Raw genomic sequence first — 12,599 nt, 5'->3', positions numbered from 1 at the left:
GCCTCTCAGAACAGGTGCGGCAGCGGGATGCGCAGGCCGTAGAGGAACAGGGCGTAGAAGGCCGCGACGGTGCCGAGCGAGACCGCGATCGTGGAGCGCCAGGACTCGCCGCCGAGGAAGCGCAGCCACACCACGCACAGGGCGAAGGCGGGGATCTCGAACCCGAGGGTCGGGATCAGGAGGCCGAGCGCGACGAAGGTCGCGACCCCGACGAGCGGCAGCGCGCTGGCGCGGCTGAACCGCTCGCTGTCCGTGAGGCCACGACCGACGAGGAGCAGGGCGAGCGAGAGCACGACGACGACCACCGAGACGACCATCGGCCAGAGGCCCGGGCCGGGTCGCGCGAGCGACCCGAGCCCGTAGCCCTGGGCGAGCACCGCGCCGGCGAGGCCGACCCCGAGCGTGACGAGCGCGGCGACGACCTGATAGGCCGGGCCGCCCGCGGGCGGTCGCTGCTCCTCCAGCTCGTGGGCCACCTCGGCCTCGAGCTCGGCGAGGATGTCGCCCTCGCCGACCCGCCGCGCGGTGGTGCGCTCGTCGCTCATCGTCGTTCCTCCGGGGTGGGGGTGGTCAGCTGGCGTCGCCGAGGTCGATGCCGTACTCCTCGACCAGGGAGGCGTAGCGCTCGCGGTCGCTCTCGAGCATCTCGACGACCTCGTCGCCGGGGACCTCGAGCGGAGTGAGGCTGTTCTGCTCGTTGAACGCCTGGTAGTCCTCGGTCTCGAAGGTGGCCTGCATGCCCTCCCAGATCGTGTCCTTGACGTCCTGGGGCGTGCCCTTGGGGGTCGTCATGAAGCGGTACTGGTAGACCTCGACGTCGAGGCCCTGCTCGGTGGCGGTCGGGACGTCGGGCAGGAAGTCGATGCGCTCGGGGGCGTACACCGACAGGGCGGTGAGCTTGCCGTTCTCGATGTTCTCGATGGCCTCGCCGGTCTGCAGGCAGGCGGTGTCGACCTGGTTGCCGAGCAGCGCGGTCAGGGCCGGGGCGCCGCCGTCGAAGGGCACCGCCTCGGAGTCGATGTCGCCGCTCTCGTAGGTCAGCGCGCAGGCGAGCTGGGCGCCCGTGCCGACGCCGGTGGTGCCGTAGGTGAGCTTCTTGCCGGCGCCCTTCAGGTCGTCGATGCTCGTCCACGGGTTCTCGGAGTTGGTGACGAGCACGTAGTCGTCGCGGGAGACGCCGCCGACGACGTCGAAGTCGTCGATGCTGGTGACCTCGTCCTCGGCCACCGCGAGGGGCGTGATCGCGAAGAGCGAGGCGTTCTGGATCGAGATGATGGAGCCGTCGGGCTCGGCCTGCTGGACCTCGGCCGCCGCGAGAGCGCCGTTGGACCCGGAGCGGTTGAGCACCGAGAAGGTCTCGCCGAGCTCGTCGGACAGGCCGCCGGCGATCTGGCGCGAGATGAGGTCCGAAGAGCCGCCCGGGTCGGCGCCGACGTACATCTCGACCGAGCCGGAGGGATACGCGCCGCCGTCGTCCCCGCCGGTGGTGGTGGAGACGCCGCCGCAGGCGGACAGGGCAAGGGCGGCGCCAGTGGCGACGGCCGCCAGGCTGAGGGTCTGCTTGCGCATGGTGGTGCTCCTTGTTCGGGGTGTGACCACCGACACTAGGATTCGACGACGATGCCGGTCCAAGCCCGTTTCGGCATGGACTGATCCATCCCGTGCATCGTACCCTCGCCGCGTGATCACCCTGGACCAGGTCCGCTCCTTCGTCGCGGTCGCGGAGGAGCTGCACTTCGGGCGCGCCGCGGAGCGCCTGCGGATGACGCAGCCGCCGCTGTCGCGGCAGATCCAGAAGCTCGAGAAGTCGGTCGGCGCGCGCCTGCTCGAGCGGGACAACCGTCGCGTCGAGCTGACCGGCGCCGGTCTGGCGTTCCTCGACGAGGCCTACCGCCTGCTCAACCTCGTCGAGGGCGCGGGCGACCTCGCCCGCCGGGTCGACGCCGGGGCCGCGGGCGTCGTCCGCCTGGGGTTCACCGCCGTCTCGGCGATCTCGATCCTCGGCCCGCTGCTGCGCCGGCTGACCGCCGAGCTGCCCGACGTCGAGGTGGTGCTCTCGGAGCGGGTGACCAACGCACAGGTCGACGGCATCCGCCGCGGCGAGCTCGACATCGGCCTGGCGCGACCGCCGTTCGACACCTCGCTGCTGCGCTCGCGCGTCGTGCTGCGCGAGCCGTTCATGGCGGTGGTGCCGGTCTCGCACGCGTTGGCCGGGGTGGAGCGGCCGCTCACGCCCGACGACTTCGAGGGCGCGACGGTCATCGGCTACAACCCCGACCAGTCCCGCTACTTCCACGAGCTGTCCGTGCGCTTCTTCGCCAACGCCCACCCGCGCATCGACCAGCGGGTGCACCAGGTGCTCACGGCGATGCTGCTCGTCAGCGCCGAGCGCGGGGTCACCCTCGCGCCGGCCTCCGCGGAGTCCTTGCACGTGGACGGGGTGGTCTTCAAGGAGCTGGCGCACCACGGCGGGGACACCCGCGTCGACGCCGACCCGGACCGGCCCGTGGAGCTGCACGCCATCTGGTCCCGCGAGGCGGTCACCCCGGTCGTGCGCCGCGTGCTCGACGTGGTGGCCACGGCCGCGGACCGCTGATCCGCGCCGTTTCGGTTCCATGGCGCCCGCTCCCGTGTGACAGTTGGAGGGACGTGCCGTCTGCCGAGGTGCGGCAGGGGGTGCGATGCAGGACCAGACAGCAGGCCGGGACACGGGAGTCCCGTGGGCCGACGACCAGACGCGCCAGCACCTGCAGGTGCTCGTCGAGGGCGTCGCCACGCTCGCCGGCTTCGAGCAGTCGGCCATCAGCCTGCGCCGCGACGGGCACTTCGAGGTGGTCGCCGCGGCCGGCGTCGAGGAGGGCTTCGTCGGACGGCTCGTGCCGACCCGGGCCATCGAGGAGGACCTGGCCGGCGCCGACGACTGGGGAGTGTGGCGCTTCGTGCCGCACGACCGCACGACAGCGGAGGTCCTGGAGTACAGCTACGTCCCGGACGTGACGCCCCTCGAAGGCGACGACGCCTGGCACCCCCACAACCTGCTCGCCGCTCCGCTCCACGACGAGGAGGGACGGCTGCGCGGCCTGCTGTCGGTCGACAGCCCGCACAACGGCCGCGTCCCCGGCCCCGACCAGCTGGCGGTGCTCACCAAGTACGCCGGCCTCGCCCGCACGCTGGTCCTCCTCGCGCTCGAGCGCGAGGAGCTCGCCGAGCGGGTGCGGATGGCGACCGAGGCCCGCGAGATCGTCCGCCAGGCGTCGGGCGAGCCGACGCTCGACCTGGTCCTGGAGGCCTGCCGGTCGACGCTGGTGTCGTGCTTCGGCGCCGCGGGCATCTGGCTGACCGCGTTCGACGACGACGGCGCCACCTCCACCATCTCCTACTCCCGCGGCAGCGACGTCGCGCCGCCCTTCTCCGAGATCGACGACGTCGTGGTGCGGCTGGCGCACCGCTACTGGGCCGACCAGTACGTCGCCCCTTTCTCGCGTGCCAACGCGGCCCAGCCCGGCCTGCCGCCCGAGGACGCCGAGCGCCTCCTCGCCTTCCTCGACCGCATCGGCATCGGGTCCGTGCTGTTCGTGCCGCTGGGCGCGGGACCGCGGTGCCTGGGCTTCCTCGTGCTGACCCGGGTCTCGGACGTGCGTGCGTGGACCGACGTGGAACGTGACGCGGCGATGGACATCGGGCGCGACCTCGGTCGCGCCGTCGCCAACGCCCGGCAGCTCGAACGCGAGCGTGCGGTCGCCGACCGGCTCCGCCGGCTCGACAGCTACCGCGTCGAGGTGGTCAACACCCTGGGCCACGAGCTGCGCAACCCGCTCTTCTCGATGAGCGCCAACCTCGAGCTGCTCGACGTCGGCGACCTCGACGAGGAGAGCCGGCGGTCGGTGGCGGCCGCCAGTCGCGGCGCCACCCGCATGCGGGCGGTGATCGAGGACATGCTCACGGTGGCGCAGATGTCGGACCCGCGCCGGGAGTTCGATCCCGTCCCGGTGGACCTGCGCCGCGTCGTGCACGACGTCTACGACGAGTGCCACGCCGCCGCGTCGGCGGGCGGCGTGGAGTGCGCGGCCCACCTGCCGAACGAGCCGGCGTTCGTGGCCGGGCAGCCCGACGAGCTGCACCGGTTGCTGACCAACCTCGCCTCCAACGCCATCAAGTACACCGATCCGGGCGGCCGGGTCACCGCCCGCGTCGAGCAGTGCGACGGCCGGGTCTCGATCAGCATCGAGGACACCGGCATCGGCATCTCCCGCCGCGACCAGGAGCAGCTCTTCCGTGAGTTCTTCCGCTCCACCAACCCCGCCGCGCTCGTGCGGCCCGGGACCGGACTGGGGCTCGCGATCGTGGCCCGCATCGTCGACCGCCACGCGGGCACCATCGAGCTCGACTCCGAGCGGGGTCGGGGCACGACCGTGACGGTCTCGCTGCCCGCCTACGAGGGCGACGTCAGCGACGGCTGAGCGTGAGGGTCATGAACGTGCTGTTCGGGTCCTCGACGTAGGACCCGAACGGTGGGCACGGCACGAAGCCCGCTGCGGCGTAGAACCTCCGCGCCGGCTCGAAGAACGCCATGCTGCCGGTCTCCAGCGACACCCGCTCGACCCCGCGCGCCCGTGCGTCGTCCAGGACGTGCGCCAGCAGGGCGGTCGCGACGCCCCGCCCCCGCGACCGTGGCTCGGTGCGCATGCTCTTGAGCTCCTCGTGCCGCTCGGTGAGCCCGGCGAGGGCGGCCGTGCCGACGATGGCGCCGGCGCTGCGGTCACCGTCGGCCCCGTCGGCCCCGTCGTCGTCCCGCGTCGCGACCGCGACCCAGAGCCGTACGTGGTCGGCCTGCAGCGCGGTCAGGTCGAGGGCGTGGCGGCTCTCGGGAGGGGCGGTCGGCTCCATGTCGTCGAGGTGCGCCTGGAGGAACGCGGCGAGTCGCGGATCGGTGAAGTCGGCGCGGGAGATGTGCACGGGGCCAGTGTGGGACAGCGATGTTTCGCAGAGGTGACGTCGCGGTGGCTTGGGGCGCACCGGGTGGTGCGCCCCAGCCACCGCGCTCGCGTCCGGTCAGTCGGCGGGCAGGTAGACCCGCTGCGGGATGGTGTCGTAGACGGACGGGTCGAGCGTGGCGATCGAGCCGTCGGCGACGGCGTCGACCAGGCCGCCGAGCCCGATCTCGATCTGCTTGCGCAGCATGCCGTTGCGCTTCATGCCGTCGTACTGCGTCTGGCTGGACGTCTCGAAGAGCACGACCGCGCTGCCCCGGAGGGCGAACGAGCCGAGCGCGGTGCCGGGCAGGTTCGTGTCCTGCGGGTACAGCGTGAGGTCGCCGTAGCCGGACCGGCCGTAGTCCTGGAGCGCCTCGTAGACCGCGACGTTGGCGCGCTTGGACGCCTCCATGTCGAACTCCGGCCACGTGCCGAACTCGCTCGGGTCGTCGATGAACTTCGCCGAGATCGAGAGCGGCGACATGCTCTCGAGGTCCTCGGTGGCGTAGCAGGACCACTGGTTGTGGAGGTCGACGAAGTAGTCGACCGTGCCGAACTCCGCCTCCAGCCCGCGGTAGACGTCACGGACCGTCTGGGCCTCCGGCGTGATGTACCAGCCGGTGTCGGCGCTGTTGCCGGGGAAGTCGGCCGGCTGCGGGACGTAGTCGAGGTCGGGGTTGAAGTCGCGGTTGACGTCGAAGCCGCCGACGCGGGTGTTGTAGTTCCACGCCGGGGCGACGCCCGCGAGCTGCGGGAAGGCCGCCACGACGTCCGCCCACGTCATCTCGTTCTGCCGCGTGTCGCGCTCGCCCCCGTCCACGTTGAGCCGGGAGATCGCGACGATGGTGACCTCCTCGCGCAGCGCCGCGGCCTCCGGGGTCGCCCCGCCCCAGCGGCGGAGCAGGTCGAGCAGCGCCTCGGTGCCGTGGTTCTCGTTGCCGTGGATCTGCGACTGGACGAAGACGACGGTGTCGCCCTCGCCGACGCGAGCGGTGTAGATCTCGCGGCCCTGGTTGCTCTCGCCCACGACCTCGACGTCGACGACGCCCTTGGTCGAGCGCTCGATGCCCTCGAGGGTCCGGGTGAGCTGCGCGTGGTTGACGAAGCCGTTGTTGCCCGAGCCCGAGGCCTCGGTGCCGCAGTGCGACTCCGGCGGGATGGCGGTCGCGGGTGACGAGGTGGTCATGGCGACGATCCCGAGAGGGAGGGCCAGTCCGGTGAGGACGGCCGTCCAACGTCGTGCAGACATGCGTTCTCCACATCAGTTGTGCCCGGCGAGCCGAGCGATCGACAGGTGCACGCACCGTACGTCGATCGTCCGACACGGCACCAGAGCCCCCCGGCCGACGTGGCCGGATCCGGTCAGGGCCGCGGGTTCGTCCGCTTCCACGGCCGGCTGTCGCGCTTCTCGCCCATGCCGGCGGCACAGCGACGGCAGACCTCGCTGACCCGGTCGGCGTCACGGCCGGTGGCGGGCTGGGCGTCGACCCACTGGATGTGCGGGAAGCGGTGCAGGCGCGCCTTGCTGAGGGGGATCCCGCACAGCGTCTGGTTGGTGCCCCGCAGCCACGCGTGGACGAGGCCGGCGGGGGCGCGGAAGCCGTCGGGGTCGGTCCACCGGTCGGTGGCCGCGACCGCTGCGTCCTTGGGTGCCATGGGCCCCCGGTGCCCCGCATCGACTCCTCCATGCCGGGTACCGCCGAGCATGAGCGACGGACAGGCAGACCAGACCCGGCAGGACCCCACCCAGGTGCACGAGCAGCCCGACACCGAGGGCGAGCAGCTCCCGAAGCCCGGCGACGACCAGTCGGTCACCGCGGAGATGGGTGAGAAGCCCGACCACGGCGAGGAGACCTACCGGGGGCACGACCGGCTCCTCGACCAGGTCGCCGTGATCACAGGCGGCGACTCCGGCATCGGCCGCGCGGTCGCCCTGGCGTTCGCGCGCGAGGGTGCCGACGTGGTGATCGCCTACCTCGAGGGGGAGGACGACGACGCCCGCGAGACCGGACGCCTCGTCGAGGACGCCGGACGCCGGGCCGTGCTCGTGCCGACGGACCTCGTCGAGGAGGAGGCCTGCCAGGCGCTGGTGGACAGGACCGTCGCGGAGCTCGGGCGCATCGACATCCTCGTCAACAACGCGGCGTACCAGATGGCGCAGCCCGGCGGCCTGGCCGACATCACGACCGAGCAGCTCGACCGGGTGATGCGCACCAACGTCTACGCGATGTTCTGGCTGTCCAAGATGGCGCTGCCGCACATGAAGAAGGGCGCCTCCATCATCAACACCTCCTCGGTGCAGTCGTCCTCGCCGTCGCCCGAGCTTCTCGACTACGCGGCGACGAAGGCCGCGATCGTGAACTTCACCCGCGGCCTCGCGCAGACCGTCGCCGAGAAGGGCATCCGGGTCAACGCCGTCGCGCCCGGGCCCATCTGGACGCCGCTCATCCCGGCCACGATGCCGCCCGAGAAGGTGAAGACGTTCGGCGAGCAGACCCCGATGGGACGGGCGGGCCAGCCGGCCGAGGTCGCGACCGCCTTCGTCTTCCTGGCCTCGCCCGAGTCGAGCTTCATCACCGGCGAGGTCATCGCGGTCACCGGGGGGCAGCCGGTCACGATGTGAGCGCCACCCGCGCACCGGACGTCATGAGGATCTCCGCTCCGGGCCGGAGATCCTCATGACGTCGTCGCGTGGGGTCGGCGCGCGGTGAGCGCGGCGTACCCCTCGCGGTAGGTCGGGAAGCCCGGGGCCCAGCCGGTCGACCGGAGCCGGGCGTTGGTCAGCCGCTTGCCGTGCCCCTGCTCCGGGTCGGCCGGCGGGGGCGCGGGCGCCCCGAGCCGCTGCGCCAGGTACGCCGCCACGTCGCCCATCTGCGCCGGCTCGTCGTCGGTGCCGAGGTAGAGGCGCTCGGGCTCGGCGTCCATCGTCAGCAGGTGCACGACCGCCGCGGCGGCGTCGGCGCGGTGGATGCGGTTCGTCCAGCGGTGCGGGTCGTCGACGCGCCCCTCCCGGACCGTGTCGAGCAGGCGGGTGCTGCTGCCGCCGTAGAGCCCCGAGAGCCGCAGCACCGTGCCCCGCGGAAGGCGCCGGTGGAACGCCTCCTCCGCCTCGACGAGCACCCGTCCGGGCCCGTCGGCCGGTGCGGCCGGGGTCGTCTCGTCCTCGAGGTCGGGGCGTGCACCGCTCGGGTGCACGGCGGTCGAGGAGACGAGGACGGCGCGCTCCGGCGGGGCGGCCAGCGCGTCGAGCGCGCGCGCCATCCCCTCGACGTACGTCGCCCGGTAGGCCTCCTCGGTCCGCGGCCGCGCGGTCAGCGCGACGACCACCAGGCGGGGGCGTACGTCGCCCAGGTCGGGCGCCTCGCGCGAGAGGTCCACCGACCGGACGACCAGCGGGGCAGGCACCCGGTCGGCGTTGCGGCGCAGCGCCAGCACGCCGTGGCCGAGTCCGGCAAGCCGCAGCCCGACCGCGGCCCCGAGGTCGCCGCAGCCGACGAGCAGGACGTCGGTGGTCATGCGGCGAACGTACCCGCCCACGACCACGACCTCGCACCTCCGTGGGCGTCCTCCGCTCCCGCCGGGCCGTCCGTCCGTACCCCCGCCCCCAGGTAACGCCACCACGCCGACACTCCCGCCCCCACCGGTGGGGGCGGGAGCGCGGCGTTGGTGGCGTTACCCGCGGTTGGATGCCGGAGGAGCATCACCAGATACAAAATGGGGCTTGGACAGGCATCGTCACCTCTTCCTAGGTTGGTGAGCACCGCCACATCCCGGCGGTGGCACGACACCGTGCACCCGCCTCGGACCGAAGGACGCAGCGTGACGAAGTACAGCCCCACCGAGCTCGTCGAGACCCTGGGCGGCGGACTGCTGTCGTTCCCGGTCACCCACTTCGACGCCGACCTGCAGCTCGACGAGCCGGCCTACCGCGAGCACCTGGAGTGGCTCAGCGGCTACCCGGTCGCCGGGCTGTTCGCCGCCGGAGGCACGGGCGAGGGCTTCTCGCTGAGCGCCGACGAGGCCGACCGCGTGGTGCGGGCCGCGATCGCCGGAGCCGGCGGGAAGGTGCCGGTGCTCGCGCCCGCCACCGGCTCGACGGTCAACGCGGTGGCGCAGGTCCGGGCGGCCGAGGAGGCCGGCGCCGACGGCATCCTGCTCATGCCGCCCTACCTCACCGAGGCGGGCCAGCGGGGCCTCGTCGAGCACATCAGCGCCGTCTGCGCGGCCACCGACCTGGGGGTCATCTACTACTCGCGCGCCAACGCCGTCCTCGGTACCGACGCGCTGGAGCAGGCCTGCGCGCGCAACGCCAACCTCGTCGGGTTCAAGGACGGCGTCGGCTCGATCGAGCAGATGACCCGCACCTACGCCCAGCTCGGCGACCGCCTCGTCTACGTCGGCGGGCTGCCGACCGCCGAGGTGTTCGCCCTGCCGCTGCTCCAGCTCGGTGTCACCACGTACAGCTCGGCGATCTTCAACTTCGTGCCGCGGTTCGCGCTCGACTTCTACGACGCGGTGCGCCGCCAGGACCAGGCGACGGTCTACGCCATGCTCAACGACTTCGTCATCCCCTACACCAAGATCCGCGACCGCGAGTCGGGCTACGCGGTGTCGATCGTGAAGGCGGGCCTCGCCGCCGTCGGCCGCCCGGCGGGCCCGGTGCGCCCGCCGCTGTCGGACCTCACCGAGGCCGAGCGCTCCGAGCTCCAGACGCTCGTGGACAAGGTGGCAGGCTCGAAGGCCTGAGCGTCTCCAACCCGCAGCCCGCCAGCACCAGCAGGACAACTGGGAGGAACACCCCCGTGACCGATCAGGCCACCAGCATCATCGCCGGCACCGACTCCGAGCAGCCCGACGTCGCCGCCGCCACGACGGCCGCGGCCGCGGCGTTCGCCGCCTACCGCTCGACCACGCCGCAGGAGCGCAGCGCCTTCCTCGAGGCGGTCGCCGCCGAGATCGAGGCGGACAAGGACGCCATCGTCCCCGAGGCCGTCCGCGAGAGCGGACTGCCCGAGGGGCGCATCGCCGGCGAGGTCGGCCGCACGACCGGCCAGCTGCGCATGTTCGCCGGCGTGGTGGCCCGCGGCGACCACCTCGGCGTCCGCATCGACCCCGCGATGCCCGAGCGGGCGCCGCTGCCGCGCGCCGACATCCGCCAGCGGATGGTGCCGCTGGGCCCGGTCGCGGTCTTCGGCGCCAGCAACTTCCCGCTCGCCTTCTCGACCGCCGGCGGCGACACCGCCTCCGCGCTCGCGGCGGGCTGCCCGGTCGTCGTCAAGGGCCACCCCGCCCACCCGGTCACCGGCACGCTCGTCGCGCGAGCGGTCGCCCGCGCCGTGGAGCGGTGCGGCCTGCCCGCGGGCACGTTCTCGTTCGTGCTCGGCGGCATCGAGGCCGGCCAGGAGCTCGTCGCCGATCCCCGCATCGCCGCGGTCGGCTTCACCGGCTCCCGCGGTGGTGGGCTCGCCCTCGTGCAGGCCGCGGCCGCCCGCGAGGTCCCGATCCCGGTCTACGCCGAGATGTCGTCGATCAACCCGGTGGTCGTGCTGCCCGGCGCGCTGGCCGGCGACGTCACCGCGCTCGCTGAGGCGTACGTCGCCAGCCTGACGCTCGGCGCCGGCCAGTTCTGCACCAACCCCGGCCTGCTGTTCCTGCCGTCGGGTGACCGGGGCGACGCGTTCCTGCGCGCCGCCGGCGACGCGGTGGCCGCGGCCGCCGGGCAGCCGATGCTGACGCCCGGCATCGCCGAGGCGTACGCCAGCGGCACCGCCAGCCTGCGCGGCACCGAGGGCATCCGGGTGGTCGGCGAGGGCACGGCCTCCGGCGACCACGCCCCGGCGCCGGTGATCTACGAGGCGCCGGCCGAGCTGCTCGCGCTCGAGGACAGCACGGTCACCGACGAGGTGTTCGGTGCGTCCGGCGTGGTGGTCCGCTTCGACGACGTCGCCGAGCTGCTGCCGCGCCTCGAGGGCCTCGAGGGCCAGCTCACCGCCACCGTCCACGCCGACCCGGACACCGACGGCGAGGACGCCGCGGCGCTGCTCCCGGTGCTCGAGCTGCGAGCCGGACGCATCCTGTTCAACGGCTGGCCCACGGGCGTGGAGGTGGGCCACGCGATGGTGCACGGGGGCCCGTTCCCCGCCACCTCCGACGGTCGCAGCACCAGCGTCGGCAGCCTCGCCATCGAGCGCTTCCAGCGTCCCGTCGCCTACCAGGACGTCCCGCCCGCGCTCCTGCCGGCCGCGGTCAGCGACGACAACCCCTGGGGCCTGCGCCGCCGGATCGACGGAGAGCTCGAGTGAGCGCCACGACGATCGCGAAGGTCGACGTCGTCCCGGTCGCCGGGCACGACTCGATGCTTCTCAACCTCAGTGGCGCGCACGGCCCGTTCTTCACCCGCAACATCGCGATCGTCACCGACTCCGAGGGCCGCGAGGGCCTGGGCGAGGTGCCGGGCGGCGAGGCCATCCGGCAGACCATCGCCGACGCCGCGCGGATCCTGGTCGGGCAGCCGGTCGCGGCGTTCCGCAGCCTGCTGCGGCGGGTCGCCACGGCGTACGCCGAGCGCGACGCCGGCGGTCGGGGCCTGCAGACCTTCGACCTCCGCACGACGATCCACGCGGTCACCGCGCTCGAGTCGGCGCTGCTCGACCTGTCCGGCCAGGCGCTCGGCGTGCCGGTCGCCGAGCTGCTCGGCGACGGACAGCAGCGGGCGAGCGTGCCGATGCTCGGCTACCTGTTCTACGTCGGCGACCCCGACCGCACCGACCTGCCCTACCTGCGGGAGCCGGACGGTGCCGACGACTGGGAGCGCCTGCGCCGCGAGGAGGCGATGACCCCCGAGGCCGTCGTCCGTCTCGCCGAGGCCGCGCAGGCCCGTTACGGCTTCGCCGACTTCAAGCTCAAGGGCGGTGTGCTGCCGGGTGAGGAGGAGGTCGCGGCCGTCACCGCCCTGCACGAACGCTTCCCCGACGCCCGGATCACCCTCGATCCCAACGGCGGCTGGCTGCTCGAGGACGCGGTGCGCCTGCTGGCGGGCACGCACGACGTGCTCGCCTACGCCGAGGACCCGTGCGGCGCGGAGGGCGGCTACTCCGGTCGGGAGGTGATGGCGCAGTTCAAGCGCCGCACCGGCCTGCGCACCGCCACCAACATGGTCGCCACCGACTGGCGCCAGATGGCCGACGCCGTGCGCACCAACGCCGTCGACATCCCGCTCGCCGACCCGCACTTCTGGACGATGGCCGGCTCGGTCCGGGTCGCGCAGCTGTGCCACGACTTCGGCCTGACGTGGGGCTCTCACTCCAACAACCACTTCGACGTGTCGCTGGCGATGTTCACGCAGGTCGGTGCCGCGACGCCCGGCGAGATCACCGCGCTGGACACCCACTGGATCTGGCAGGACGGACAGGGCCTGACGACGGAGCCGCTCCGGATCCGCGACGGCGCGGTCGAGGTGCCCACCGCCCCCGGCCTGGGCGTCACGCTCGACCGGGACCGGCTGGCCGAGGCGCACGAGCTCTACCGCGAGCACGGCCTCGGCGCGCGCGACGACGCGGTGGCCATGCAGTACCTCGTGGAGGACTGGGCGTTCGACCCCAAGCGGCCGTGCCTGGTCCGGTGACG

At 73.1% G+C, this 12,599-nt stretch carries 12 protein-coding genes; 6 read left to right on the top strand and 6 right to left on the bottom strand.

The window, feature by feature from the left end:
* Nucleotides 1-5 precede the first annotated feature (5 nt).
* Together J3P32_RS06865 and J3P32_RS06860 are read right to left on the bottom strand one after the other, a co-directional pair.
* Nucleotides 6-545 carry a tripartite tricarboxylate transporter TctB family protein gene (locus tag J3P32_RS06865; protein WP_210439073.1) on the bottom strand — a complete coding sequence of 180 codons (540 nt, stop codon included), beginning with the start codon at nt 543-545 and terminating at the stop codon, nt 6-8.
* Nucleotides 546-570: 25 nt separating this feature from the next.
* The gene (locus J3P32_RS06860; protein ID WP_210439072.1) at nt 571-1,569 is read right to left on the bottom strand and encodes a Bug family tripartite tricarboxylate transporter substrate binding protein; all 999 of its coding nucleotides are present in this window, start codon (nt 1,567-1,569) and stop codon (nt 571-573) included.
* A 112-nt stretch (nt 1,570-1,681) separates the two neighbouring features.
* Between J3P32_RS06860 and J3P32_RS06855 the strand changes: the two genes are divergently transcribed.
* Together J3P32_RS06855 and J3P32_RS06850 are read left to right on the top strand one after the other, a co-directional pair.
* Nucleotides 1,682-2,596 carry a LysR family transcriptional regulator gene (locus J3P32_RS06855; protein ID WP_210439070.1) on the top strand — a complete coding sequence of 305 codons (915 nt, stop codon included), beginning with the start codon at nt 1,682-1,684 and terminating at the stop codon, nt 2,594-2,596.
* An 85-nt stretch (nt 2,597-2,681) separates the two neighbouring features.
* Nucleotides 2,682-4,460, top strand: coding sequence for a sensor histidine kinase (locus tag J3P32_RS06850; protein ID WP_210439068.1), 1,779 nt, complete (start codon nt 2,682-2,684; stop codon nt 4,458-4,460).
* Here J3P32_RS06850 and J3P32_RS06845 read toward each other — a convergent pair.
* The 3 genes from J3P32_RS06845 to J3P32_RS06835 form a co-directional block, all read right to left on the bottom strand.
* Nucleotides 4,447-4,956 (bottom strand): GNAT family N-acetyltransferase, encoded by a 510-nt coding sequence (locus J3P32_RS06845; RefSeq protein WP_210439065.1) that lies wholly within the window; start codon nt 4,954-4,956, stop codon nt 4,447-4,449. The genes J3P32_RS06850 and J3P32_RS06845 overlap by 14 nt on opposite strands.
* Nucleotides 4,957-5,052: 96 nt before the next feature.
* Complete coding sequence (locus tag J3P32_RS06840) at nt 5,053-6,159, bottom strand: M14 family zinc carboxypeptidase (protein ID WP_210439064.1); 1,107 nt, start codon at nt 6,157-6,159, stop codon at nt 5,053-5,055.
* A gap of 176 nt (nt 6,160-6,335) precedes the next feature.
* Nucleotides 6,336-6,629 (bottom strand): hypothetical protein, encoded by a 294-nt coding sequence (locus J3P32_RS06835; RefSeq protein WP_210439063.1) that lies wholly within the window; start codon nt 6,627-6,629, stop codon nt 6,336-6,338.
* 49 nt (nt 6,630-6,678) lie between these two features.
* Between J3P32_RS06835 and J3P32_RS06830 the strand changes: the two genes are divergently transcribed.
* Nucleotides 6,679-7,596 carry a glucose 1-dehydrogenase gene (locus J3P32_RS06830; protein ID WP_210439061.1) on the top strand — a complete coding sequence of 306 codons (918 nt, stop codon included), beginning with the start codon at nt 6,679-6,681 and terminating at the stop codon, nt 7,594-7,596.
* A gap of 53 nt (nt 7,597-7,649) precedes the next feature.
* Here the strand turns inward: J3P32_RS06830 and J3P32_RS06825 are convergent, their stop codons facing one another.
* The gene (locus J3P32_RS06825) at nt 7,650-8,489 is read right to left on the bottom strand and encodes a Rossmann-fold NAD(P)-binding domain-containing protein (protein ID WP_210439059.1); all 840 of its coding nucleotides are present in this window, start codon (nt 8,487-8,489) and stop codon (nt 7,650-7,652) included.
* Between the two features lie 303 nt (nt 8,490-8,792).
* Between J3P32_RS06825 and kdgD the strand changes: the two genes are divergently transcribed.
* The 3 genes from kdgD to J3P32_RS06810 are packed head-to-tail and all read left to right on the top strand — an operon-like array spanning nt 8,793 to nt 12,597.
* Nucleotides 8,793-9,719 (top strand): 5-dehydro-4-deoxyglucarate dehydratase, encoded by a 927-nt coding sequence (gene kdgD, locus J3P32_RS06820; RefSeq protein ID WP_210439058.1) that lies wholly within the window; start codon nt 8,793-8,795, stop codon nt 9,717-9,719.
* A 56-nt stretch (nt 9,720-9,775) separates the two neighbouring features.
* Entirely contained in the window at nt 9,776-11,275 is a 1,500-nt protein-coding gene (locus J3P32_RS06815) for an aldehyde dehydrogenase (NADP(+)) (RefSeq protein WP_210439057.1), read from the top strand.
* Nucleotides 11,272-12,597, top strand: coding sequence for an enolase C-terminal domain-like protein (locus J3P32_RS06810; protein ID WP_307861605.1), 1,326 nt, complete (start codon nt 11,272-11,274; stop codon nt 12,595-12,597). Before J3P32_RS06815 ends, J3P32_RS06810 begins: the two co-directional genes overlap by 4 nt.
* Nucleotides 12,598-12,599: the final 2 nt, after the last annotated feature.

Source organism: Nocardioides xinjiangensis (assembly GCF_017916385.1).
GTDB classification, from domain to species: Bacteria; Actinomycetota; Actinomycetes; order Propionibacteriales; family Nocardioidaceae; genus Nocardioides; species Nocardioides xinjiangensis.
This window is presented reverse-complemented; position numbering and strand designations above follow the sequence as displayed.

What these genes read in the sequence shown, in the direction of transcription:
- J3P32_RS06865 (WP_210439073.1), bottom strand. Translation starts at nt 545, where the DNA reads ATGAGCGACGAGCGCACCACCGCGCGGCGGGTCGGCGAGGGCGACATC.
- J3P32_RS06860 (WP_210439072.1), bottom strand. Translation starts at nt 1,569, where the DNA reads ATGCGCAAGCAGACCCTCAGCCTGGCGGCCGTCGCCACTGGCGCCGCC.
- J3P32_RS06850 (WP_210439068.1), top strand. Translation starts at nt 2,682, where the DNA reads ATGCAGGACCAGACAGCAGGCCGGGACACGGGAGTCCCGTGGGCCGAC.
- J3P32_RS06840 (WP_210439064.1), bottom strand. Translation starts at nt 6,159, where the DNA reads ATGACCACCTCGTCACCCGCGACCGCCATCCCGCCGGAGTCGCACTGC.
- J3P32_RS06835 (WP_210439063.1), bottom strand. Translation starts at nt 6,629, where the DNA reads ATGGCACCCAAGGACGCAGCGGTCGCGGCCACCGACCGGTGGACCGAC.
- J3P32_RS06830 (WP_210439061.1), top strand. Translation starts at nt 6,679, where the DNA reads ATGAGCGACGGACAGGCAGACCAGACCCGGCAGGACCCCACCCAGGTG.
- J3P32_RS06825 (WP_210439059.1), bottom strand. Translation starts at nt 8,489, where the DNA reads ATGACCACCGACGTCCTGCTCGTCGGCTGCGGCGACCTCGGGGCCGCG.